This window comes from Oceanimonas doudoroffii (assembly GCF_002242685.1).
GTDB lineage: Bacteria > Pseudomonadota > Gammaproteobacteria > Enterobacterales > Aeromonadaceae > Oceanimonas > Oceanimonas doudoroffii.
This window is the reverse complement of record NZ_NBIM01000004.1, coordinates 55771-79319: the sequence shown is the minus strand read 5'-3', so window position 1 is coordinate 79319 and position 23549 is coordinate 55771. Positions and strand designations below refer to the sequence as shown.

Below are 23549 nucleotides of genomic sequence, written 5' to 3'. Positions count from 1 at the left end.
TATAGACAGCACCGCCGGGGTTGTTTTGCTGCAAAAATGAAAACGCGGGCCGAGGCCCGCGTTGGTGTGATGACGGCAATCGCCTTACTTTTTCTTTTGCAGTGCCGCCGCCAGGGCCGCGCCCATGGCGCCTTGCGGAGCCGGTTGCTCCCGGCGGGCCGGGCGCTGTTGGCGCTGGCTCGCGGGTTTGCCGCCCCGGCTGCGATCGTCCCGGCGCGGCGCGCTCTTGCCCTCGGCATGCTCGGCGGCACTCTGATCCAGGCGCATGGTCAGGGCAATGCGGTTACGCTGCAGATCCACCTCCAGCACCTTCACCCGGACGATATCGCCGGCCTTCACCACCTCGCGCGGGTCATGCACAAAGCGGTCGGTGAGCGCCGAGATATGCACCAGGCCGTCTTGATGCACGCCGACATCCACAAAGGCGCCAAAGTTGGTGACATTGGTCACCACCCCTTCCAGCACCATGTCGGGAATGAGATCCGCGGGCTTTTCCACCCCGTCCATAAAGCGGGCGGTCTTGAACTCGGGGCGGGGGTCCCGGCCCGGCTTGTCCAGCTCCTTGAGAATGTCCTGCACCGTGGGCAGGCCGAAGTGCTCGTCGGTGTAGTCCTTCGGGTTCAGGGTCTTGAGCAGACCGGCGTTGCCCAGCACGTCTTTTACCGGCTGCTTGAGCCGCTCCAGCATACGCTGGACCACGGGGTAGGCTTCCGGGTGCACCGCCGAGGCATCCAGCGGGTTTTTGCCGCCCTGAATGCGCAAAAAGCCGGCGCACTGTTCAAAGGCCTTGGGGCCGAGGCGGGGCACCTTGAGCAGCTGCTTGCGATCCGCAAACACGCCCTGCTCGTCCCGGTAGCTGACGATGTTCTGGGCCAGGGTAGGAGTCAGACCGGATACTCGGGCCAGCAGTGGTGCCGAGGCCATGTTCACGTCCACGCCTACGGCGTTGACGCAGTCTTCCACCACGGCATCCAGGTTGCGGGCCAGCTGGGTCTGGGACACATCGTGCTGATACTGGCCCACACCAATGCTCTTGGGATCAATTTTCACCAGCTCGGCCAGCGGGTCCTGCAACCGGCGGGCGATGGAGACGGCCCCGCGCAGCGACACATCGAGATCGGGAAACTCGTTGGCGGCGAGCTCCGAGGCGGAATAGACGGAGGCGCCGGCCTCGCTCACCACCACCTTCTGCAGCTTCAGCTCAGGGCTTTGCTTCATCAGTTGCTCCACCAGCCGTTCGGTCTCCCGGGAGGCGGTGCCATTGCCGATGCTCACCAGGCTGACGCTGTGCTTGCGGCACAGCTCGCCCAGCGTGCGCAGACTCTGTTCCACCTTGTTGTGGGGCTGAAACGGATAGACGGTGGCGTGCTCGAGCAGCTTGCCGGTGTTATCCACCACCACCACCTTGACCCCGGTGCGAATTCCCGGGTCCAGCCCCATGGTCACACGGGCACCGGCGGGGGCGGCCATCAGCAGATCCTTGAGGTTCAGGGCGAATACCCTGATGGCCTCTGCCTCGGCCCGCTCCCGGGCCTGGCCCAGCAGCTCAGTTTCCATTTGCAGCGACAGCTTGACCCGCCAGGTCCAGCTGAACACCCCGGCCAGCCACTTGTCGGCGGGCCGGCCCTGGTCCTGCCAGCCGGCGTGGCGGGCAATAATGGCCTCGCAGGGGTGACGCTCGGCTTCAGTGTCGACCGCCAGCCCCAAAGACAGCACACCCTCGTTGCGGCCGCGCAGCATGGCCAGCACCCGGTGCGACGGCGCCTTGCTGATGGGCTCATTGTGTTCGAAGTAGTCCTTGAACTTGGCGCCGGCCTGCTCCTGGCCTTCCACCACTTGAGCCTGCAGCTGACCGTGCTGTTGCAGGTAACCGCGCACCGCTTCCAGCAAATCCGCCTGCTCGGCCAGGCGCTCCATCAGTATGTATTTGGCGCCGTCCAGAGCCGCCTTGGCATCGGCCACGCCGGCGTCGGCATTGACGAACTGCTCGGCCAGCACCTGGGGATCCCGGCTCGGGTCGTTGAACAGGGTATCGGCCAAGGGCGCCAGGCCGGCCTCAATGGCAATCTGGCCCTTGGTGCGGCGTTTGGGCTTAAAGGGCAGGTAGAGATCTTCCAGCCGGGTCTTGGTGTCGGCGGCCAGCAGCTCGGCCTTCAGTGCCGGGTTCAGCTTGCCCTGCTCGTCTACGGACTTGAGGATCACCGCCCGTCTGTCTTCCAGCTCGCGCAGGTAGCCCAGCCGGCTGTCGAGGTTGCGCAGCTGAGTGTCGTCCAGGCCGCCGGTGACTTCCTTGCGGTAGCGGGCAATAAAGGGAACCGTGGCGCCCTCGTCGAGCAGGCCCACGGCGGCGTTAACCTGCGCCTGGGCCACGCCCAGTTCCTGCGCCAGAATGTGATTGATATTGGTCATAAATTAATCTTCAAAAGGGGTGTAGCGAATGTGGTTGACGTACCATTCCTTCATGCCGGAAGGCGTGCGGACCTGCACTTCGTCGTCCACCTGCTTGCCGATCAACGCCCGGGCCATGGGCGAGTCGATGGTGATGTGATTGTTTTTGGTGTCGATTTCGTCGGGGCCGACGATGCGGTAACGGGCAATCTCGCCCGCTTCGTTTTCCAGCTCGACCCAGGCGCCAAAAAACACTTTGCCGTCCTGGCGCGGGTCATAATCGATGATTTTCACCGCCTCCAGCCGCTTCATCAGGTAGCGAACTCGGCGGTCGATTTCCCTTAACCGCTTCTTGCCGTAGATGTATTCGGCGTTTTCGCTGCGATCGCCAAGGGCGGCGGCTTCCGACACCGACTGGGTCACGGCGGGGCGTTCCACCTTCCACAGGTGTTTGAGCTCGTCGTCCAGCTTGTGCCAGCCGGCGCGGGTGATCAGATTGGTTTTCATTGAACTGACTCGTGGCTCGACAATGGCGGTTATTGTGCGTCAGAGCAGAGCAAGAGAAAAGGTCGGGGAAGGCTAGGCATGAGGATTCGGGGCGCTGGCAAAGCGTTCTCGCACCAGCTGCATCATGGCCTGGGTCGCAGGGGACAAGGTTGTCTTTCTCCGCCAAATCACCGAAGGCCGCCTGCGCAGTGTGGCTGAATCAAGGGGGATCAGCCTGACGCCCGGTGTGGTGGCCAGCCTTGCCATGATGTTTACCGGCATCGCCATGGCGTTGCTTGCGCCCGTGCTGGCCCGGGTGCTGTAACCGACTCTTACCTTGGTTAACTGACAGTCTGCCCGTCTATTCCCAGGTCGGAAAGGGATCGGGTAGCCGTTGCCAGGCGTCGATGCCCTGGTGCATCTCTTCGTCGGTTAGCAGGCAGGCATCCAGTTCGCGACACAATCCGGCCTGATCCAGCCCCTGACCGATAAACACCAGTTCCTGTCGACGGTCGCCGTGGGGCTCGATCCAGCTGGCCATAATATGCTCTCGGCTTTCTTCATCCTCGGGCCATTCTTCCTCGGGCACCGCCTGCCAGAACAGGCCGGCACCGCCGTGATAGGCGATGCCCCCGGCCTGGTTCCACTGTCCGGCCAAATCCGGCCGGCTGGCCAGCCAGAAGAAGCCCTTGGATCGCAGCAACCGGCCCTGTTCCTTGGGGCTGTGCAGAAAATCAAAGAAGCGCTGGGGATGAAAGGGGCGGCGGGCGCGATAGACGAAGCTGCCAATGCCGTACTCTTCGGTTTCCGGTTGGTGCTCGCCGCGCAGCTCCTGCAGCCAGCCGGGGGCGCTGGCGGCCCGCTCAAAGTCAAAACGCTGGGTACCCAGCACCTTGTTCAGTGGCACCTCGCCCTGGCGAATGGGCAGTATTTCCGCTTTCGGATTAAGCCGGCCAAGAATGGCGGTTAGCTCCGCCAGTTGCGCTTCGGTCACCAGATCGGTCTTGCTCACCAGCAGCAGATCGCAGAATTCCACCTGCTCAATCAGCAGGTCGGTTACGCTGCGCTCATCCTCTTCCCCCAGGCTTTCACCCCGCTCGGACAGGGCCTCGGCGGCCTGAAAGTCGGCCAGAAAGTTGACCGCATCCACCACGGTGACCAGGGTGTCGAGCCGAGCAACGTCATTCAGACGAAGGCCATCTTCTCCCTCAAAGGTAAAGGTCTCCGCCACCGGCATTGGCTCGGAGATGCCGGTGGATTCGATCACCAGGCAGTCGAAGCGGCCTTCGTCGGCCAGCCGACGCACTTCCAGCAGCAGATCCTCACGCAGGGTGCAGCAGATGCAGCCGTTGCTCATTTCCACCAGTCGCTCCTCGGCCCGCTGCAGGCTGACCTGCTGCTGCACGGTGGCGGCATCGATGTTCACCTCACTCATGTCGTTGACGATCACCGCTACTCGCAGGCCCTGGCGATTGTTGAGAATGTGGTTCAGCACCGTGGTCTTGCCGGCGCCGAGAAAACCGGACAGCACGGTGACGGGAAGGGGGAAACGGCTGGACATGGTGTTTGCTCCGCTTGCTTGCCATGGTTTATGATGATTTTGGTTGTTATAACATAACACAATCTTTTTGACCCGTGTATCAGTAAGGAACTCCGGCCATGAGCATCACCGAACCGACGTTGTCCCATGTCGCCCCTGTCGACGTGCAGGGCGGCGGGCCTGCGATTTTCACTCGTATCTACCAGCCCGACTGCAATCTGGCGGTGTGGCAGCGGTCCCTGCCGGCCGATGTGGAGGGTTATGTTCAGCAGCTGCTGCAGGCGGGCAGCCGCATCAGTGTGCGGGAGCTGCTGCCGCCGGACACGGTTGCCGGTGCGCTGATCAAACAGTTACCGGACTTTTCGGGCCGCCAGGCCCTGGCCGACGACGTGCAGCAACTGGCGGAGATGTTTGCCTGTTTGTTTGAACTGAAGCGGGTTGGAGTGCGCCTGGCCAGCCTGCAAACCGCCATGTGCCCGCGCTTTCATGTGGACCGGCTGCCTTGTCGGCTGGTGAGCACCTATTCCGGGCCGGGCACTCACTGGCTTAATGCTCAGCAGCGCGAGCAGCTGCTGGAGCAAAAAGGCCAGGAGCCGGAGCACTGGCAGCAACTGACGATTGGCGATGTGGGGCTGATGAAAGGCGACGGCTGGGAAGGAGAAGAAGGCCGAGGCTTGTGGCATCGTTCACCGCCGGTGCCGACGGGTTACCGTCGCCTGTTTCTGTCGATGGATTTTGCGGATTAAGCAAAAAGGCAAGCCATAATGGCGGGAACGGACTTTGTTTTTCCGCCATATATTTATGGTGATGGGCTACACAGCCGGATCTAAATAGCCAGTACCTGCATTAACCCCTATTGCAACCAGGCTGAGTGGTGTCAATGATTTGATCCCCTTCAACTCTGAAACCGATTGAGCCAACAATGAATGCGTGGTTAAGCTGTGTGACAACCACATCGGTAAGACCCACAGCACATTTATCGGTCTCGATAGCTTTGTCCATTGCGGTCTTAACGTTAGGGATGCCAAGTGGAAAGAGAATCACTGGGTAGGTATCTTCACCTTTGACTCGCTCTCCTTTGACAAATTTGGCTGCATTAATGTTGTAGTTCTTGGTGCTTCCAACGGTCATATCTGCAACACGCATAGAGCATGCTGAAAGTGAAAGAGCTGATAGGGTTGCTACTATTATTGCTTTCTTCATTTTTACCACCTGCGATTTGAGTTCTTATCATTTATGAAAGTTCGTTTTTAACGACCAAGACAGTTCTTGTCGTTAGCGGCAAAGATTAACAGCTTTATTAAAATCATAAAGTTGGAATTTGATATGTCGCTGTACTTTTCCTGTAAACAAAGTGTTTTGCATGCCGCGCAAAGAGGTTATTACCTTGAGGTTGCCTTTACATCACTGTATTGGGCCTTACAATGCCTCGCTTTGTGTCGAAAATGGAGACAAAGCCTATGCAGTTTTCTCATTGTGCATGGCCGGGCGGCATCAGCCTGGCGGCGCGGCCGCTGTTATGTGTGGCCACCGGTGAATACAGCGAGAAGGGGTGGTTTACCTGATGTCTGCTCCTTGCCAGCGCCGGCGGGTGGCCGCCGATACCTACCCCCTGTTCAAACACCTCAAATACGCCTTTGTCCGCGAGGCCAGTCACCTCAAGCGTGGCCACTGGACCCTCAATCACCTGCTGGACTACACCCGTCTGCGTGACGAATTTTCCGATTACCCCTGGTTGCTGCCCGAATGGCTCGACCGGCTCTCCCTTGATCTGATGGACTGGCACCACCCCGCGCATCAGCCCCTGTTTGAGCACTTTCGCCATCGTGCCCTGCATGAGCACGAAGACGTGTATGCCCCCAGGCCGCTGTTTTGGGGAGAAAGCCAGCCCGAGCAGCAAGGGGTCAACGCGGCCCCGCGCATTTACGACTACGGCATGCACTATCGCTGCAATGTGGCGCTGCTGGACCACGAAGCCGACACCCCCCGTATGGTGGGAAACTGGGTGCTGAGCTTTGCCGTGGAGATTCCTGAAGCGCGCCCTGCGCCGGCGCTGGAAATGACCCTCAACAGCCTATATGTACTGCCGGAATGGCAGGGTTACGGCGTGGGCTCGGCGGTCAACCGAGTGGTGACCGAGCTGGTGTGCCGCGTGTTGTCGGCTCCGCTGGCCAAGGCACTGCCCGATGAACTGCCGGCACCGCCGGCAATGCAGTTCGACGCCGACTACACCAGCCGCAACGGTCAGCGCATGGGGCGGCAAATTGCCCGCCGGCTGGCCCCCCTGGCGCGCCATCATGGCCTGCTCTATTACGACAGCAGCCGATTCTGCCATCAGGGCACCGCTCGCAACCCGGTGTAATCGCTCAGTCGAAGTCTACCTGCGTGAAATGCGGATTGGGCTGCGCCGCCGTCATGTGCGTCAGGCTGACCAGGGGCAGCAGTCGCTCGCCGTCACCCACGGCGAGTTTAATGCATTCCGCCCGCGCCTCATTGCGGGCGGTATCGAGGGCGGTGCCGCTGATGACTTCCCCCGACACCAGGGTCAGCGTAATCGCATAATGGTACAGGCAGGCGATTTCGATATAGTCGTATTGATCACAGCTCAGCATGTGCTTCCCCTCATTCCTAGCGGTGTTTTACGCCAGATGGTCCAGTGGCAAGGCGGTGTCGTGCTTGATGCGCCTGAGCACAAAGCTGGAGCGCACGCCGGTTACGCCGTCGAGCCGGGTCAGCTTGCCCAGCAGAAACTGCTGATAGTGCTCCATATCGCGCACGATCACCTTGAGCTGGTAATCCGCCTCGGTGCCGGTGATCAGATCACATTCCAGCACTTCGGGAAAGCCGAGCACGGCGGCGTCAAAGGCTTCAAACCGCTCCGGCGTGTGCCGGTCGAGGGAAATATGAATATAGGCCTGCAGGGTCAGCCCCAGTCGAGTGGCGTCGAGCAGGGTGACGTGATCGGCGATCAGCCCGGCGTCTTCCAGCGCCTTGACCCGGCGCGAACAGGGCGACGGCGACAGTCCCACCCGCTCGGCCAGCTCCAGATTGCTGATGCGGCCATGACGCTGCATCAGATCGAGAATACGCCTGTCGGTGCGATCCAGTTGTATCAGTTTGCTCATACTCATGCCCCAAAACAATAACTAACTAGTTGTTAGTTTATATGGGGTGAATGATTGCGAAAAGAATGATTTTAAAAGGTGACTTTGCAACCACTCACCCACGGCTTGGGGTTACTATGATTTCACCTTAACGGGAACAGCAGGTCGGCATCACCGTACCCTGCCGCAAACCGGAATATCCTTTCGGGGCGCCCCACAATCGCCACACTTTAAGAGAGTGACCGGGCGGGGAGAGCAAGCCAAAAGCTTGCCAAGGGCACAAAAAGCCAGCCACTCGGGGCTGGCTTTGGTGTTTTCAGGGGTCAGAGAATACGTTCGGCCTGCTGGCGGCGGATCAGCACCGCTACCGACTTGGAGGTGGGGGTGTGGCTGTCGTCGCCGGTGCTGTGCAGCGGCACCAGCGGGTTGGTCTCCGGGTAATAGGCGGCCACGTTGCCATCGGGAATGTCGTAGGGCACTACCTTGAAGCCGCCCACTCTGCGCTCCACGCCGTCATGCCAGATCGAGATCATCTCCACCACGTCGCCTTTGTTCAGTCCGCGCCGGTGAATTTCATCCGGGTGCATAAACACCACCATGCGCTGGCCATACACGCCTCGATAACGGTCATCCATGCCATAGATGGTGGTGTTGTACTGATCGTGAGAGCGCAGTGTCTGCAGGGTCGACACCGCCTCGCCGTTGGCTTCGGCGGGCAGCAGTGCTTCAGGAAGGGGCTCGGCGGCAAAGTTGGCCTTGCCGGTAGCGGTGTGCCAGTGGTATTCGGCGGCACTGTTGCCGAGATAAAATCCGCCCGGTTGCTGCAGCCGTTCATTAAAGCGCTCAAAACCGGGAATGGTGGCGGCAATGTGATCGCGAATGTGGTCGTAATCGTCGGCCAATGCCGGCCAGTGCACCGGCTTGCTACCCAGGGTGGCCTGGGCCATGCCGGCAATAATGGCGGTTTCCGAACGCTGGTGCGGGCTGTTGGGGGTGCCTACGCCCTGAGAAGCGTGCACCATGCTGAAGGAGTCTTCCACGGTAATAAACTGCGGTCCGCTGGCTTGCACATCGGCCTCGGTGCGTCCCAGGCAGGGCAGGATCAGCGCTTCCTTGCCGGCCATCAGGTGGCTGCGGTTGAGCTTGGTGCTGATCTGCACGGTCAGGTCGCAATTGGCCAGGGCTTCGGCGGTGGCATGAGTGTCGGGAGCGGCGGCGGCAATATTGCCGCCAAGGGCGATAAACACGCGGGCGTGGCCGTCGAGCATGGCCTGAATGGCGGCCACGGCGTTATGGCCAGGACGGCGTGGCATGGGCAGGTCGAAATGGTGCTCCAGCCGCTCGAGAAAGGCCTCATCGGGCTGCTCGTTAATGCCCAGGGTGCGGTTGCCCTGCACATTGCTGTGGCCGCGCACCGGGCACAGTCCGGCCCCCGGGCGGCCAATCTGGCCGCGCAGCAGTTGCAGATTAACCAGCTCGCGAATGGTGGCCACCGAGTGCTTGTGTTGGGTAATGCCCATGGCCCAGGTACATATCACCCGCTCGGCACCGGCATAGACCTCGGCGGCCTGCTGAATCTGCGCTCGGCTCAGGCCCGACTGTTGCTCAATGTGCTGCCAGGGGGTGGCTGCCACCTGTGCCATGTAGTCGTCCAGGCCCTGCGTGTGTTCGGCGATAAACTGCCGATCCAGCAGTCCCGGCTCCCCCTTGGCCAGGGCCTCGGCGTCCCATTTCAGCAGCAATTTGACCATGCCCCTGACCGCCGCCATGTCGCCGCCCAGACGCGGACAGAAATAATGGCTGGAAATGCGTGAGTCCTTGGGGGTGAGCATCTCCACCGGACTTTGCGGATCGGCAAAGCGCTCCAGCCCACGCTCCTTGAGGTTGTTGAAGGTCACGATGGCGGTGCCCCGGCGAGCGGCGTTGCGCAGGCTGTGCAGCATGCGCGGATGGTTGGTGCCCGGGTTCTGGCCAAACACAAAAATGGCGTCGGCCTGATCAAAGTCCTGCAGGGTCACGGTGCCCTTGCCCACGCCAATAGCCCGGGTCAGGGCCACGCCGCTGGCCTCGTGGCAGAGGTTGGAGCAGTCGGGAAAGTTGTTGGTGCCAAAGGCCCGGCCAAACAGCTGATAAAGATAGGCGGCTTCGTTGCTGGCCCGTCCCGAAGTATAGAGCTCCAGTTGATCAGCATGATCCAGCCGGTTCAGGTGTCGGCCAATCAGCGCGAAAGCGTCGTCCCAGGAAATGGGCTCGTAGTGGTCGGTGTCCCGGTTCAGGTACATGGGCTGCTCAATCCGGCCCTGATATTCCAGAAAGTAATCACTCTGCCGGCGCAGCCGGCTGACCGCGTGTTGCTTGAAGAAGGCTGGGGTGACGCGGCGGGCGGTGGCTTCCCAGCTGATCGCCTTGGCGCCGTTCTCACAGAAGGAAAAATGTTTGCCCTGTTCATCGCCCCAGGCACAACCGGGGCAGTCAAAGCCTTTTACCTTGTTGGCGCGCAGCAGGTTGCGAATGTTGGCGGCGGGTTTTTGGCTGCCCAGCACGAAGCGGGTGGTGGACGCGAGGGCGCCCCAGCCGCCGGCGGCGGCCTTGTAATTGCTGATTTTCTTGGTCATGACACTGTGTGATGGCTGGATACGGAATAAACACGGGGGCCCTGCCGGCGAGTCAGGTGCAGCAGGTTAAGGCCGGCGCCTTTGGCCTGGTGCACGGCCAGTTCGGTGGGAGCGCCCAGGGTGATCAGGGTGGGCTGGCCGGCGCGTACCATTTTCTGCACCAGCTCTATGCTGCAGCGGCTGGTGATCAACACCATACCCGGTTGACCCGGGCCGTGGCGATGGTGCCAGCCCAGCAGTTTGTCGAGGGCATTGTGCCGGCCCACGTCTTCACAGGAATGAACAATGCTGCCCTCGGCGTTGGCGTAAAAGGCCGCATGCAGGGCGCCACACTCCTGCCCCAGGGGTTGCCAGTCGTTCAGCTGCCGGAACAACGCCTCTACCGAGGTCAGAGCCGGTAACGGGGTTGGGGGCAGGGCGGGGAGCTCGGGCACCGCCTGCTCCAGAGATTCCAGCCCGCACAGGCCGCAACCGGTGCGACCTGCCAGGCTGCGCCTGTGCGCCTGCCAGCGGTAATGGCAGCCGTTGGACAGGGTTACGTGGGCTTCCAGCGCCCGGCCGGCACGGGAAAACTCCAGGTCATGGATTTCCCGGTGATGGCGAATAATGCCCTCGCTCAGCAAAAAGCCGGTAACGAAGGCGTCCAGCTGGTTGGGGCTGACCATCATCACCGCATGGCTGACGCCGTTCAGCACCACCGCCAGGGGCACTTCGCTGACCAGGGCATGGCGGTCGCCGTCGGTGGTGGCGACAAACTGGTAATCGGGCAGGGCATCGGTATCGAGCATGGCGCTATCCGGGCTGAGGCAATGCCCCCAGTGTAAGGAGCCGCGGGCGGGGTTTCTAATTGAAAGATTCGATATTCTGAAAGATATGATTTATTAAAGAGCGAAGTATCGATTTTAAATTGTGATGAAAGGCGGCCCTTTATGGACATCAGGCAACTGAACTACCTGTGCGCCCTGGCCGAGCACCGCCACTTTGGCCGTGCCGCTCAGGCCTGCTGTGTGACCCAGCCTACGCTGTCGATGCGGTTACGCCAGCTGGAGCAGGAACTGGGGGTGGTGCTGGTGCACCGGGGCAAGCAGTTTGAAGGCTTTACCCCGGAAGGCGAGCGAGTGCTGGCCCGGGCCCGGGCCCTGCTGGGCCAGTATGACAACCTGCGGCTGGAAGTGGACGCCATGAAAGGCCGGCTCACCGGTACGGTGCGATTGGGGCTGGTGCCGCTCAGCTGCATGGATCTGAGCCCGGTGCTGGCCCGGCTGCGTCAGCGTCATCCCGGCATTGGTTTTGAAATCAATGACATGACCGCCGATGCCATTCTCGACGGACTGAATCACAACACCCTGGACATTGGCGGCGGCTTTTTCGAGCCCGAGGTGTTGTCCCGCTTTGACAGCCTGGCGCTGCCCGAGCAGGGGGTGGTGCTGGCCTTTGGCCCCGACTGGAGCGAACGCCTGCCTGCTTGTCCGAGTCTGGCTGATCTCGCAGCCCTGCCCCTGTGCCTGCCCAGGCCGGGCATGTATTTTCGCCGTTACCTCGAAACCTGTTTCGAGCGCGAGGGGGTCACCCTGCAGCCGGTGCTGAGTTCCGACTCGGTGTACCGGCTGATGCACTGGGTGCGCGCCGGCCTCGGCTGTGCCCTGATCCCGGCGGGCAGTGCGCTGTTTGATGAGCTGCCCGGAGTGCGCTGCCGGCCGCTGGCCATGCCGGCCATGGCTCGGGTCGGAGCTCTGGTGATGCGCAACGATGGCCAGGCCAGCCTGCTGGCCCAGGGCTTTTTTGAGGCCGCGCAGGAGGTGTGGCGGCAACGCTAGGCCGGCGCGCGGGCCGGAATGATGTTCTATGCTTGAACTTCAGCCATTCGGAGTAATGGCGAGGCAGGCGGCTGTTTATCATGGTGCTGACGCTGATGATGGCCGGGCCGTGCGGTTTACGTGCTCTTCAGAACAGTTCATCACCAGGATACGCAGGGAAATGCGAGCTCAAAAAAGACAGGATGATCAAGCGTCCGTCGTGTCCATGCTGTTGCAGGACCAGGGCGGGGAGTGGCGCAGGTTGTGTGAGCAGGCCACCGGAGTGGCCGGGGCTGACGACGCCTGCTTCGTTTTCTTTTCTTCCACAACCCCGGGGTTGCCCCATGTGCCCGGAGGCGGTTTTCACGGCTGGGCGCCACCCCATTACGCGGCGGCGGGACGACAGCCGGGGGACGAGTGGTTGCGCCCCTGTCGCGAGCTGCACCTCGACAGCGACGCCTTTTATGCCGTCGTGCCGGCGGAGCGGGGCGACACCCGCGGCTTGCTGCTGTTGCTGTATGGCGAGGCCAAGGTGCCATGCGAACAGGGGGAGCTGCTGGCGCTGCTGGCCGGGCACGGTGCCCTGCTGTGGCGGGAGCAGGAGCAGGCTCAAGTACGGGCGAGGCCCGAGTTGTCGACCGAACGACTGTTAAGCCGGTTGAAACCCCTGTTTATGAATGCCCCCATTCTGGTCAACGGCTTTGATCGCCATGGCCGCTGTATTCTGTGGAACAACGAATGCGAGCGGGTCTTTGGCTGGAGTTTTGAGGAGCTGCAGGCCGAAGCCTCTCCCATCAGCGTGTTTTACCCCGATCCGGAAGACCGGCGTCAGGTCATTGCCACCTTTGAGGCGCCCACCGGCTGTGAGTTTCGTGAATGGCATCCGGTGGATCGGGCCGGTCGCAGGCTGACCACGCTGTGGGCCAATATAGTGCTGCCCAACGGCGACATGATCTGCGTGGGGCACGACATTACCGAGCAGCGCAAGCTGGAAAACCAGCAGCGGCTGGCGGCCAGTGTGTTTGACTCCTGCTATGACGGCATCGTACTGACCGACGCCGACAACCGAGTGCTGCACGTCAATCCGGCCTTTACCCGCATCACCGGATATTCAGCAGACGAAGCGCTGGACAAGCCCGCGGCCCTGTTCGGGCTGGATTCCCATGAGATTCCGCTGCCGGCGCAGGAAGGATCGCCCCGGCACTGGCAGGGCGAGTGCTTTATTCAGCGCAAAAACGGCAGTGAATGCGCCCTGTTGCTGGCCATCTCGGTGATTCGGGACAAGGCCGACAAGGTGCAATACCATGCCCTGGTGCTGACCGATATCACCCTGCTCAAGGAGCACGAAGCCGAATTGCGCCAGCGTGCCCTCTACGATCCCTTGACCCGCATTCCCAATCGCCAGCTGTTCAGCGAACTGCTCGACAAGGCCATGGCCGCGGCGGATCGCAGCCAAACCATGCTGGCGGTGTGTTACCTGGATCTCGATGGTTTCAAGCAGGTGAACGACACCCTGGGGCACGCCGCCGGCGATCAGCTGTTGATGGAAATGGGCCGGCGCATGGAGCTGGTGCTGAGAAACTGCGACACCGTGGCTCGTCTGGGTGGCGACGAGTTCGCCCTGATGATAACTGGCCTGCATCACGAACTGGAGTGCACCGAGATCCTTGACCGGGTGCTGGCCGCCATCGACGTGCCGGTGCGGCTTGACGGCCATCAGGCGCGGGTGAGCGCCAGCATTGGTGTGTCGGTCTATGACAAGGATGCCAGCGATGGCCAGACCCTGCTGCGCTATGCCGACAAGGCCATGTACGAGGCCAAGAAACAGGGCAAGCGCCGTCACCTGTTTTTTGAGCCGGTGCTGCACCTGCAGGAGCAGGAGCGTTATCGCCTTTACCAGGAGTTGCGCCAGGCCCTGATCAACGACGAATTTCTGCTGCACTACCAGCCCAAGATCGATCTGTTCAGCCGGCACATGATCGGGCTGGAGGCGCTGTTGCGCTGGCAGCACCCGCAAAAGGGCCTGCTGACCCCGGTGGAGTTTATGCCGGCGGTGCTCGACAGCGACATGGAGTTTGAACTGGGTCAGTGGGTGATTCGCCGGTTGTTACAGCAGATGACCGCCTGGAGTCAGGCCGGCCATGACTACTGCGCCAGCTTCAACGTCAGTGCCGGTCAGCTGATGCATGAGGAGTTCTTCAGCAACCTCACCTACTTACTGAGCCTCTATGCCTCGGTGGCGCCGGAGCGACTGGAGCTGGAGTTTCAGGAAAGCGCGGTGCTGGAAGACGTGCATAAGGCGGCGGCGGTGCTGGAGCAGTGCCGGGACCTCGGGCTGGTCATTTCCCTCGACAACTTTGGCTCTGGCCACGGCTCCCTGGTGCACCTCAACCGGCTGCCGGTGGACATCATCAAGATCGATCGCCGCTTTATCAACGAGCTGCTGGCCGGCTCCGATGAAGCCAGTATGGTGGAAGGGGTAGTGCAGCTGGCTTCGGCGTTGCGCATGCTGGTGCTGGCAGAAGGCATGGAGCAGCCGGAGCTGAGTGATCGCCTGCAGCAACTGGGTTGCCACTATGTGCAGGGCTACGGCATTTCCCACCCGCTGCCTGCCGAAGAGGTGCACCAGTGGCTGGCGGAGTGGAACCAGCGGCTGCGGTTGCAATAGCCTTTAATAACAAAAACCCCGGCCGAGGCCGGGGTTTTTAGTGAAGGCGCCGTGGCTTACAGCTGCGGGCCGGCGGCCACCAGGGCCTTGCCCTCGGCGGTGTCGGTGAACTTCTCGAAGTTGTTCACGAAACGCTGGGCCAGATCCTTCGCCTTGGTTTCCCAGTCGGCGGCGTCGGCATAGGTGTTGCGCGGATCCAGAATGGACGCGTCTTCCACGCCTGCCAGCGCGGTGGGAATGGCCAGGTTGAAGTAAGGCAGTTCAACAAACTCGCTGTTCTCGATGGAGCCGTCGAGAATGGCGTTGATGATGGCGCGGGTGGCTTTGATGGAGATGCGCTTGCCGGTGCCGTTCCAGCCGGTGTTGACCAGGTAGGCTTCGGCGCCCACGGCGTCCATGCGTTTGGCCAGTACGTCGGCGTACTGGGTCGGGTGCAGGCTCAGGAAGGCCGCGCCAAAGCAGCTGGAAAAGGTCGGGGTCGGCTCGGTGATGCCGCGCTCGGTGCCGGCCAGTTTGGCGGTGAAGCCAGACAGGAAGTGGTACTGGGCCTGATCCCGGGTCAGTCGGGCCACCGGCGGCAGCACGCCAAAGGCGTCGGCGGTCAGGAAGATCACCTTCTTGGCGTGACCGGCCTTGGACACCGGCTTGACGATGTTATCGATATGGTAAATGGGGTAGGAGACCCGAGTGTTCTCGGTCTTGGAACCATCGTCAAAATCGATGCTGCCGTCTTCCCGTACGGTCACGTTTTCCAGCAGGGCGTCGCGGCGAATGGCGGCGTAGATTTCCGGCTCGTTTTCCTTGCTCAGCTTGATGGTCTTGGCATAGCAGCCGCCCTCAAAGTTGAACACGCCGTCGTCGTCCCAGCCGTGCTCATCGTCACCGATTAACTCACGGTTGGGATCGGTGGACAGGGTGGTCTTGCCGGTGCCGGACAGGCCAAAGAAGATGGCCACGTCACCGTCCTTGCCTACGTTGGCGGAGCAATGCATGGAGGCAATGCCCTTCAGCGGCAGCAGGTAGTTCATCATGGAGAACATGCCTTTCTTCATTTCGCCGCCGTACCAGGTGCCGCCGATCAGCTGCACCCGCTCGGTCAGGTTGAAGGCCACGAAGTTTTCGCTGTTCAGGCCCTGTTCCTGCCAGTTGGGGTTGGTGCACTTGGCGCCGTTCATCACCACGAAGTCCGGCTCGAAATTTTGCAGATCTTCTTCGCTGGGGCGAATAAACATGTTTTTAACAAAGTGGGCCTGCCAGGCCACCTCGGTAATGAAACGCACCGCCAGGCGAGTATCGGCGTTGGCGCCACAGAAGGTATCGACCACGAACAGACGCTTGCCGGACAGCTGCTGAGTGACCAGGCCCTTGAGCTGCTCCCAGGTTTCCTGGGTCATGGGCTTGTTGTCGTTTTTGCCCTGGTCGGCCCACCACACGGTGTCACGGGTGGTGTCGTCACGCACGATGTACTTGTCTTTGGGTGAGCGGCCGGTGAACACGCCGGTATCCACGGCGACGGCGCCCAGGCTGGTTACCACGCCTTTCTCAAAGCCTTCCAGATCGGCGCGGGTTTCTTCTTCAAACAGCTGCTCGTAGGAAGGGTTGTAAAGCACGTCGGTGACGTCGGTAATACCGTAGCGGGACAAGCCGAGTTGTTGCGCCTTGGGCGTCATTGTTCACTCCTGGATAGGTACAGAGGGGTTGTTGGTTATTCGTTTTTTTGAAATCCAAGCTTAGCAACAACAGAATGTTAATTAGGGGATCTGCTTCAAATTTTATAATTTTGCGAAACGAATTAAGGAGAGGTGGGTAAAATTGGCGTGATTTATGCTGTGTTATTGTTAATTGGCTGTGTCTTTATTTTGCCTTATGCGCGCGGGGCAGGGCAAGGCGGGGAAGGAAAAGGCCGTTGCCGTTGAAAATAGGGCGAGGCCGGCAACCGGCCTCGCCCGTGATCATCAATGCACCGGCTTAGTGCAGGGTCTGGCCAAACAGATTCTGCACGTCGCTGCCGTCAAAGCGGTAATGACGGCCGCAATAGTCGCAGTGCATTTCAATATTGCCCTGCTCCTGAATAATTTCCATGGCTTCTTCCTGGCCCACCTGCAGCAGCGCCTGTTCGCACTTTTCCTTTGAACAGGTGCACTGAAAGCGTACCGGCTGCGGATCGAACACCCGTACCGCTTCCTGGTGATAGAGCCGGTACAGGACTTCCTGGGCGTCCAGCTGCAGCAGCTCTTCCGCCTTGACGGTGGCGGTGAGTGCCTCCAGGTGGGCGAAGTCGTCGCGTTGGCCGGCGTCGTCGCTGGGCAGGGCCTGCAGCAGCATGCCGGCCGCCGCCGGCTGGCCGGTCAAGCCGGTAAACAGCCAGATGCGGGTGGGCAGCTGCTCCGACTGGGCGAAATAGTTTTCCAGGCTTTCGGCCAGTGAGTTCTCATTCAGTTCCACTATACCCTGATAGCGCTCGCCGTCATTCGGCGTGATGGTGATGGCGATATAGCCCTTGCCCACCAGGTCAGCCAGCCGAGAGCTGTCGGGCACCTCGCCCTGCCAGCGCGCGACTCCCCGCAGATGCTGGTTGTGATCGCCGTTGATCACCGCCAGGCTGACCGGGCCGTCGCCCTGCAGCTGCACCGTGATATGGCATTCGAACTTGAGGGTGGCGGTGAGCAGGCTGGTGGCGGTGAGCAGCTCGCCCAGCAGGCGCTGCACCGGCACCGGATAGGCCTGGGCCTCGAGGATCTGCTGAAAGCTGTGCTGCAGTTGCACCAGCTCGCCACGCACCTGGTAGTGGTCGAACAGATAACGGTGAAGTTGATCGGGTTTGCTCATAATGGATCCTGTTTCGGCTCAGTTGCCCTGCTTGATTTTGAGCAGGGTACGTCTCTCTTTCTTGTCGGGCCGGCGCTCGGGGCTGGGGGCAAACTGGCTGCTGAGCCTGCGCGCCTCGCTGTTGCGCTGCCGCTGTTCAATGCTTTCTGGTGTTTCCCGGTAGAGCTGTTGTGCCAGCTCGGCCTTGCCGCGCTTGTCGGACAGGGCCTGCACCACTACTTCCCGTTCGTCGTGCCCCTGACGCAAGCGAATGACGGCACCGATTTCCACCGGTTTGCCGGGCTTGGTGCGCTGACCGTTGTAGTGCACCTTGCCGCCGTCGATCATTTCCCGGGCCAGGCCGCGGGTCTTGTAAAAGCGGGCGGCCCACAGCCATTTGTCCAGCCGCACGGAATCCGTTTTTCCGTTCATGGTACTCGCTCTCGTCAAAACCGTGCTCACGATTATATCAGATGGCCTGCTTTGGCATGCAAGCGCAAGCAAATCTCCCATTGTGTTCATTCTGCGGCAGACGTTGGCCGCCAGTTGCGATAACCTCATGTCAGGGCGAGTCAAAAAACGGGACGGGCCATGGCCGACAACAAGCAAAAACCCCAGATACTGCATACCGAACTGGTGGCGGAAAGCCGCCTGTTTCGCGTGGAATCGGTACACCTGCGCTTCAGCAACGGCGTTGAGCGAGTCTATGAGCGCATGCGTGGCGGCGGTCGCGGTGCCGTCATGCTGGTGCCCATGCTGGACGACGACACCATTTTGTTGATTCGGGAATACTCCGCCGGCACCCACAGCTACGAGCTCGGGTTTCCCAAGGGGCTTATCGATCCCGGTGAGACCGCCCTGGAGGCGGGCAACCGGGAGCTGATGGAAGAGGTGGGTTACGGCGCCCGTACGCTTGTCCCGCTCAAGCAGGTCAGCCTGGCCCCCGGTTACTTTGGCAGCCGCATGGACATTCTACTGGCACGGAATTTGTATCCGGAACAGCGGGAAGGGGACGAGCCCGAACCGCTGGAAGTGGTGCCCTGGCCCCTGAGCCGGCTGGACGAGCTGATGGCCCGACCCGACTTTTCCGAGGCGCGCAGCATCTGCGGCCTGTTTTTATTGCAGGACTGGCTGAATAAAGAGGAATAATCATGGATACCAGTGCCCTGTTGCCGGGGGTAAAGGCGGCAGCCCGTGAGGCCGGCAGGCTGATCCTGTCAATGTATAACAGCGGCGAGTATCAGGCCGAAAGCAAGGACGACGACAGCCCGGTAACCAGCGCCGATCTGGCCGCCCATGCTTACCTCGACCAGGCCCTACGCGCCCTGGCGGACGTGCCGGTATTGTCGGAAGAAGGCGGCAACATTCCGCTGTCCGAGCGCTGCACCTGGCCCCGCTACTGGCTGGTGGATCCGCTGGATGGCACCCAGGAGTTCATTGCCGGCAGCGGTGACTTCTCCACCATGATCGCACTGATTGAACACGGCAAGCCGGTACTGGGGGTGGTCTATGGCCCGGTACACGATCTTATGTATTACGCGGTGCATGGCCAGGGGGCCTTCAAGGAGGCCAATGGCGAGGTCATCCAAATCCACGCCCGGCATTATGCCGCCGACAAGCCGGTGGGCAGCCTGTGCATTGCCATCAGCCGACGGCAGAACGTGGACTGGGTGCGCTCCCGGCTTACCGACGATCTGGACTATCGCCTGCTGCCCCTGGGCTCAAGCTCGCTCAAGTCGTGCCTGGTGGCGGAAGGTGAGGCGGATCTGTACATACGTATCGGCCCCACCGGCGAGTGGGACACCGGCGCCACCCAGTGCATTGTGGAAGAGGCGGGGGGACGCATTCTGGATCTGGGACTGGCGCGGCTCAGCTATAACGAGCGCGACAGCCTGATCAACCCCAACTTCATCACCCTGGGGGACGAAGGCCTGCCCTGGAACCGGATTCTGCGGGGGAAAGCCTGAATACAACAAGGGCGGCCATGGCCGCCCTTGTTTAATCGTCCTGGCCGAAATCCTCGATTTCAATGCCCAGTGCGGTCATGATTTCCCGGGCGTGGGCCGGAATCTGGTCGGGTACGTCCTTGCGCAGGTCGTCGTCCTGGGGCAGGGGCTGGCCGGTGTAGGCGTGCAGAAACGCCTCGCACAGCAGCTCGCTGTTGGTGGCATGGCGCAGGTTGTTGACCTGACGACGGGTGCGCTCGTCGGTCAGTACCTTGAGTACCTTGAGCGGGATGGAAACGGTGATCTTTTTGACCTGCTCGCTTTTCTTGCCGTGCTCGGCGTAAGGACTGATATAGTCGCCGTTCCATTCAGTTTTCATCGTCCACCTGCGTTCGGAAATTAATTCCGGCGAATTGTAACCCCTGCTTTTTGTATTGGCAATCCAACGGCAAAGCCTTTCAGCCGTCCAGATGGCTTGACGGCTTTTGTTCCCTGGGTTACTGTGCGCTTCTTGAAAATCTTCGTTTCAGGCTGCCGTGCGCAAAGGAGAAGGACATGCCGACTTACAAGACTCAGACCCACGCCGTTCGTACCGGCCTTGAGAGCGACACGCAGCATGGGGCCGTGGTACCGCCCATCTACCTGAGCAGCACCTATTCCTTTGCCGACTTCAACCAGAAGCGGCAGTTCGATTACGCCCGCTCCGGCAACCCCACCCGCCAGACCCTGCTTGACGCCCTGACCCACCTGGAAGGCGGTGCCGGTGCGGCGGTCACCGCCAGTGGCCTGGGCGCCATCAATCTGATCGTGACCTCACAGCTGCAGCCCGGTGACCTGCTGGTGGTGCCCCACGATTGTTACGGCGGCAGCCAGCGGCTGTTCAACTCCCTGGCCGCCAAGGGCCTGTTTGAACTGGCCTATGTGGATCAGACCGATGCCGACGCCCTGGCCGCGGTCATGGCGCGCCAGCCGCGCATGCTGTGGATTGAAACGCCGTCCAACCCGCTGCTGCGGGTGGTGGACATTCAGGCGCTGTGCGCCGCCGCCCGGGCCGTGGGCGCGCTCAGCGTGGTGGACAACACCTTTCTGTCGCCGGCGCTGCAGCAGCCGCTGAAACTGGGCGCCGACCTGGTGCTGCATTCCACCACCAAATACATCAATGGCCATTCCGACGCCCTGGGTGGCGCCGTGGTGGCGGCGGATCCGGATCTGGCCGAGCAACTGCGCTGGTGGGCCAACTGTCTGGGCCTGACTGGTTCCGCCTTTGACAACTACCTGACCCTGCGCGGCCTGCGCACCCTTGGGGTGCGCATGCGCCAGCACTGTGAAAACGCCGAGGCGCTGGTGGCCTTTCTGCAAACCCAGCCCAGGGTCAAGGCGGTGTATCATCCCAGCCTGCCGGGCAATCCGGGCCACGACATTGCCGCTCGCCAGCAGGCCGGCTTTGGCGCCATGCTCAGCTTTGAGCTGGATGCCGACGAGGCCGGGCTCAAGGCCTTCCTGCAGCAGCTGCAGCTGTTCTCCCTGGCCGAATCCCTGGGCGGGGTGGAAAGCCTGATCGCCCACCCGGCCACCATGACCCACGCCGCCATGAGCCCGGAGGCTCTGGCCGAGGCCGGCATCAGCCAGCAGCTGCTGCGGGTGTCCGTCGGCATTGAGGACGGTGGTGATCTGATCCACGATTTGGAAAACGCATTCAAGGTACTCAGCAAGTAAATGACCATTCTCGAGCCCGAGGCCGGCGTTCAGCGACCGGTGCACAAGTTTGGCGGCAGCAGCCTGGCCGATGCCGCCTGTTTTCACCGGGTAGCCGGCATTATTCACAAACTGCAACAACCCGACGCCCTGATCGTGGTGTCGGCCCCGGGCAAGACCACCAACCGGCTGATCGAGCTGCTCAGCCTGTTCGCCAGCGGCGACACCGCCGCCCCCGAGGCGCTGGCCGGGCTGCATGCCTTTCAGCGCAACCTGATTGAAACCTCACTGCCCGAGGCCGAGGCGGCGCCGCTGCTGGCGGCCCTGGATGACGATATCGTCACCATTGCGCGGGTACTGGAGCAAAGCCGGCTGGACGACGGCCAGCGCAGCTTTATTCAGTCGTTCGGCGAGCTGTGGTCGTCCCGGTTGCTGGCGCGGGTGCTGTGCAACCAGGGGCAGCCCGCCGCCAGCCTGGACGCGCGCCGCTTTCTGCGGGTGTCCGGCACGCCGGTGCGGGTGCAGGAAGACGAATCCCGCCGGCTGCTGGCCGGCATACTGGCGGAGCACCCGCAGCGCATGCTGGTGGTCACCGGCTTTATCGCCGCGGACAACGAGGGCAATACTCGGTTGCTGGGGCGCAACGGCTCCGATTTTAGCGCCACCCTGCTGGCGGCCCTGGCCGACAGCAGCCACACCACCATCTGGAGTGATGTGCCCGGCGTGTTCAGCGCCGACCCCCGGCGCATACCCGAGGCGCATCTGCTGACCCGGCTGTCGTTGCCCGAGGCCGCCGAGCTGGCCCGGCTGGGCTCGCCGGTACTGCACAGCCGTACCCTGGGGCCGGTAGCGGCCAGCCGCCAGCAGCTGATGCTGCGCTGCAGCTATCATCCGGACGACGGCCATACTCGCATTGAGCGCCGGCCGCGGCGGGAGCAGGGCGCGCGCATCGTCACCGCGGTGGACGACACCGTACTGGTGGAAATGACCATTTCCGATCGCTATCAGGAACGGGTGGACGCCCTGACCGAATGGCTTGGTAAACGAGGACTGGCGCCCCTGGCGTGCAAACGCCGCCCCGATCGCAAACTGTGGCAGCTTGCCTACACTCGCGAGCAGGCCGAGCAGGCCTTTCTGCAGCTCAGGGACCACCAGCCCGCCGGCGGCTTTGAAGACCTGCAGCAGCGGGAAGGTTTTTCCCTGGTGGCCCTGATCGGCAAGAACGTTACTGCCCAGGCCGAGCAGTGCCTGCAGTTCTACCACGCCCTCAACGAGCAGCCGCTGGAGTTTATTCAGCCCGCGAAGAATGGCCTCAGCCTGGTGGGTGTGGTGCGCAAGACCGCCCTGGATCCCTTGCTGCTGCGGCTGCACCAGAGCCTGTTCAGCCGGCCCCGCCGAGTGGGCGTGCTGCTGTTTGGCCGGGGCAACATCGGCCAGGCCTGGCTGCGGCTGTACAAGGAGCAGAAGGCGCGGCTGGAGCAGGAGCTCAACCTGCGCCTGACCCTGTATGGCGTGTTTGATTCGCAAGGGGCCATGCTCGCCAGCCAGGGACTGGAAGTGGATCGAGTGCTCAACGACTTCAGCCCCCAGGGTGTGGTCTGGCCCGACTGGCTGGAGAACCTGGAAGAGCACGGCTTTGACACCATGGTGGCGCTGGACTGTACCGCGTCCGACAGCCTGGTGCAGTACTACCCGGCCCTGGTGCAGCAGCATATTCATCTGATTGCCGCCAACAAGCAGGCCGGGGCCGCCGAGCAGGCGTTTTACCTCGGGCTGAAGCAGCTCCTGGCAGAGCACAGGGTGAAGTTTCTCAGCAATGCCACCGTGGGCGCCGGCCTGCCGGTGCAGAGCAGCCTGCACCAACTGCGCCAGTCGGGCGAACAGATCCGTGCCATCAGCGGTGTGTTTTCCGGCAGCCTGAGCTGGCTGTTCCAGAATTACGACGGCAGCCGGCCGTTTTCGGACCTGGTGCTGCAGGCCTGGCAGCAGGGTCTAACCGAGCCCGATCCGCGGGAAGATCTCAACGGTCAGGATGTGAAGCGCAAGCTGGTGATCCTGGCCCGGGAAGCCGGCTTTGACCTCGACCCCGAGCAGGTGAAAGTCGCCAGCCTGGTGCCCGACGAACTGGCCGGTCTGGGCAAAGGTGAGGCCCTGGACCGCCTGCACCGGCTCGATGTGGTTCTGGCCGAGCGGCTGGCCGAGGCGCAACACCAGGGCGGCGTGCTGCGCCACGTGGCCCGATTCAATGCCGAAACCAGGGAAGCCAGCGTGGGGCTGGAAGTGGTACCCGCCAACCATCCCTTTGTGCCTCTGCGTCCGGGAGATAATGTCTTTGCCATTGAAACCCGCCACTACCGCCAGAACCCCATGGTGATTCAAGGGCCCGGCGCCGGCCGGGAAGTGACCGCCGCCGCCGTGCAGGCGGATCTGTGGCAGCTGTTGGCAGCGCTGTAACCTCATCAAGGCTCCTGCGGGAGCCTTTTTTCAAGCCCTCGAATCTGCA

The 23549-nt window shown here is 61.8% G+C and carries 21 protein-coding genes; 9 read left to right on the top strand and 12 right to left on the bottom strand.

The genetic code is table 11. The features are described 5' to 3' along the window. Positions 1-84 precede the first annotated feature (84 nt). Positions 85-2409, bottom strand: a complete 2325-nt coding sequence (locus tag B6S08_RS12575) for a Tex family protein (RefSeq protein WP_094201158.1) — start codon at positions 2407-2409, stop codon at positions 85-87. Between the two features lie 3 nt (positions 2410-2412). Further along, on the bottom strand, positions 2413-2895 hold the full coding sequence (gene greB, locus B6S08_RS12570) for a transcription elongation factor GreB (RefSeq protein ID WP_094201157.1): 483 nt from the start codon (positions 2893-2895) through the stop codon (positions 2413-2415). Positions 2896-3019: 124 nt separating this feature from the next. Between greB and B6S08_RS12565 the strand changes: the two genes are divergently transcribed. After that, positions 3020-3199 carry a hypothetical protein gene (locus B6S08_RS12565; protein ID WP_094201156.1) on the top strand — a complete coding sequence of 60 codons (180 nt, stop codon included), beginning with the start codon at positions 3020-3022 and terminating at the stop codon, positions 3197-3199. Positions 3200-3235: 36 nt separating this feature from the next. On the opposite strand, the gene zigA is transcribed toward B6S08_RS12565, so the two are convergent. Next, a complete protein-coding gene (gene zigA, locus B6S08_RS12560; protein WP_094201155.1) occupies positions 3236-4435 on the bottom strand; it encodes a zinc metallochaperone GTPase ZigA in 1200 nt (399 codons plus the stop codon). A gap of 98 nt (positions 4436-4533) precedes the next feature. Here zigA and B6S08_RS12555 point away from each other — a divergent pair, with 98 nt between their 5' ends. After that, positions 4534-5160 (top strand): DUF1826 domain-containing protein, encoded by a 627-nt coding sequence (locus B6S08_RS12555; protein ID WP_094201154.1) that lies wholly within the window; start codon positions 4534-4536, stop codon positions 5158-5160. Between the two features lie 100 nt (positions 5161-5260). On the opposite strand, the gene B6S08_RS12550 is transcribed toward B6S08_RS12555, so the two are convergent. Next, the gene (locus B6S08_RS12550; RefSeq protein WP_094201153.1) at positions 5261-5617 is read right to left on the bottom strand and encodes a hypothetical protein; all 357 of its coding nucleotides are present in this window, start codon (positions 5615-5617) and stop codon (positions 5261-5263) included. A gap of 361 nt (positions 5618-5978) precedes the next feature. Between B6S08_RS12550 and B6S08_RS12545 the strand changes: the two genes are divergently transcribed. After that, the gene (locus tag B6S08_RS12545; protein ID WP_094201152.1) at positions 5979-6776 is read left to right on the top strand and encodes a hypothetical protein; all 798 of its coding nucleotides are present in this window, start codon (positions 5979-5981) and stop codon (positions 6774-6776) included. Between the two features lie 4 nt (positions 6777-6780). Here the strand turns inward: B6S08_RS12545 and B6S08_RS12540 are convergent, their stop codons facing one another. The 4 genes from B6S08_RS12540 to fdhD form a co-directional block, all read right to left on the bottom strand. Next, positions 6781-7026, bottom strand: a complete 246-nt coding sequence (locus B6S08_RS12540) for a Rho-binding antiterminator (RefSeq protein WP_094201151.1) — start codon at positions 7024-7026, stop codon at positions 6781-6783. Positions 7027-7053: 27 nt separating this feature from the next. After that, positions 7054-7530: an Lrp/AsnC family transcriptional regulator gene (locus B6S08_RS12535; RefSeq protein WP_206063539.1), complete on the bottom strand. Its 477-nt coding sequence runs from the start codon at positions 7528-7530 to the stop codon at positions 7054-7056. Between the two features lie 311 nt (positions 7531-7841). After that, positions 7842-10133 (bottom strand): FdhF/YdeP family oxidoreductase, encoded by a 2292-nt coding sequence (locus B6S08_RS12530; RefSeq protein ID WP_094201149.1) that lies wholly within the window; start codon positions 10131-10133, stop codon positions 7842-7844. Further along, entirely contained in the window at positions 10130-10921 is a 792-nt protein-coding gene (fdhD, locus tag B6S08_RS12525) for a formate dehydrogenase accessory sulfurtransferase FdhD (RefSeq protein WP_094201148.1), read from the bottom strand. The genes B6S08_RS12530 and fdhD overlap by 4 nt, the downstream gene beginning before the upstream one ends. Before the next feature lie 141 nt (positions 10922-11062). Here fdhD and B6S08_RS12520 point away from each other — a divergent pair, with 141 nt between their 5' ends. Together B6S08_RS12520 and B6S08_RS12515 are read left to right on the top strand one after the other, a co-directional pair. Next, positions 11063-11950, top strand: coding sequence for a LysR family transcriptional regulator (locus tag B6S08_RS12520; protein ID WP_094201147.1), 888 nt, complete (start codon positions 11063-11065; stop codon positions 11948-11950). Between the two features lie 205 nt (positions 11951-12155). Further along, positions 12156-14597, top strand: a complete 2442-nt coding sequence (locus B6S08_RS12515) for a putative bifunctional diguanylate cyclase/phosphodiesterase (RefSeq protein WP_245849864.1) — start codon at positions 12156-12158, stop codon at positions 14595-14597. Positions 14598-14653: 56 nt separating this feature from the next. On the opposite strand, the gene pckA is transcribed toward B6S08_RS12515, so the two are convergent. From pckA to hslR, 3 genes are all read right to left on the bottom strand, one after another. Next, positions 14654-16267, bottom strand: a complete 1614-nt coding sequence (gene pckA / locus B6S08_RS12510) for a phosphoenolpyruvate carboxykinase (ATP) (protein WP_094201145.1) — start codon at positions 16265-16267, stop codon at positions 14654-14656. Between the two features lie 298 nt (positions 16268-16565). Next, a complete protein-coding gene (gene hslO, locus B6S08_RS12505; RefSeq protein WP_094201144.1) occupies positions 16566-17426 on the bottom strand; it encodes an Hsp33 family molecular chaperone HslO in 861 nt (286 codons plus the stop codon). An 18-nt stretch (positions 17427-17444) separates the two neighbouring features. Further along, positions 17445-17837 (bottom strand): ribosome-associated heat shock protein Hsp15, encoded by a 393-nt coding sequence (gene hslR / locus B6S08_RS12500; protein WP_094201143.1) that lies wholly within the window; start codon positions 17835-17837, stop codon positions 17445-17447. 159 nt (positions 17838-17996) lie between these two features. Here hslR and nudE point away from each other — a divergent pair, with 159 nt between their 5' ends. Together nudE and cysQ are read left to right on the top strand one after the other, a co-directional pair. Beyond that, entirely contained in the window at positions 17997-18554 is a 558-nt protein-coding gene (gene nudE / locus B6S08_RS12495; RefSeq protein WP_094201142.1) for an ADP compounds hydrolase NudE, read from the top strand. Further along, positions 18554-19372: a 3'(2'),5'-bisphosphate nucleotidase CysQ gene (gene cysQ, locus B6S08_RS12490; protein WP_211284232.1), complete on the top strand. Its 819-nt coding sequence runs from the start codon at positions 18554-18556 to the stop codon at positions 19370-19372. Before nudE ends, cysQ begins: the two co-directional genes overlap by 1 nt. A gap of 31 nt (positions 19373-19403) precedes the next feature. On the opposite strand, the gene metJ is transcribed toward cysQ, so the two are convergent. After that, positions 19404-19730, bottom strand: coding sequence for a met regulon transcriptional regulator MetJ (gene metJ, locus B6S08_RS12485; RefSeq protein ID WP_094201140.1), 327 nt, complete (start codon positions 19728-19730; stop codon positions 19404-19406). 176 nt (positions 19731-19906) lie between these two features. Between metJ and metB the strand changes: the two genes are divergently transcribed. Both metB and metL read left to right on the top strand, forming a co-directional pair. Then, positions 19907-21067 carry a cystathionine gamma-synthase gene (metB, locus tag B6S08_RS12480; RefSeq protein WP_094201139.1) on the top strand — a complete coding sequence of 387 codons (1161 nt, stop codon included), beginning with the start codon at positions 19907-19909 and terminating at the stop codon, positions 21065-21067. Continuing rightward, positions 21068-23500, top strand: a complete 2433-nt coding sequence (metL, locus tag B6S08_RS12475; protein WP_094201138.1) for a bifunctional aspartate kinase/homoserine dehydrogenase II — start codon at positions 21068-21070, stop codon at positions 23498-23500. Positions 23501-23549: the final 49 nt, after the last annotated feature.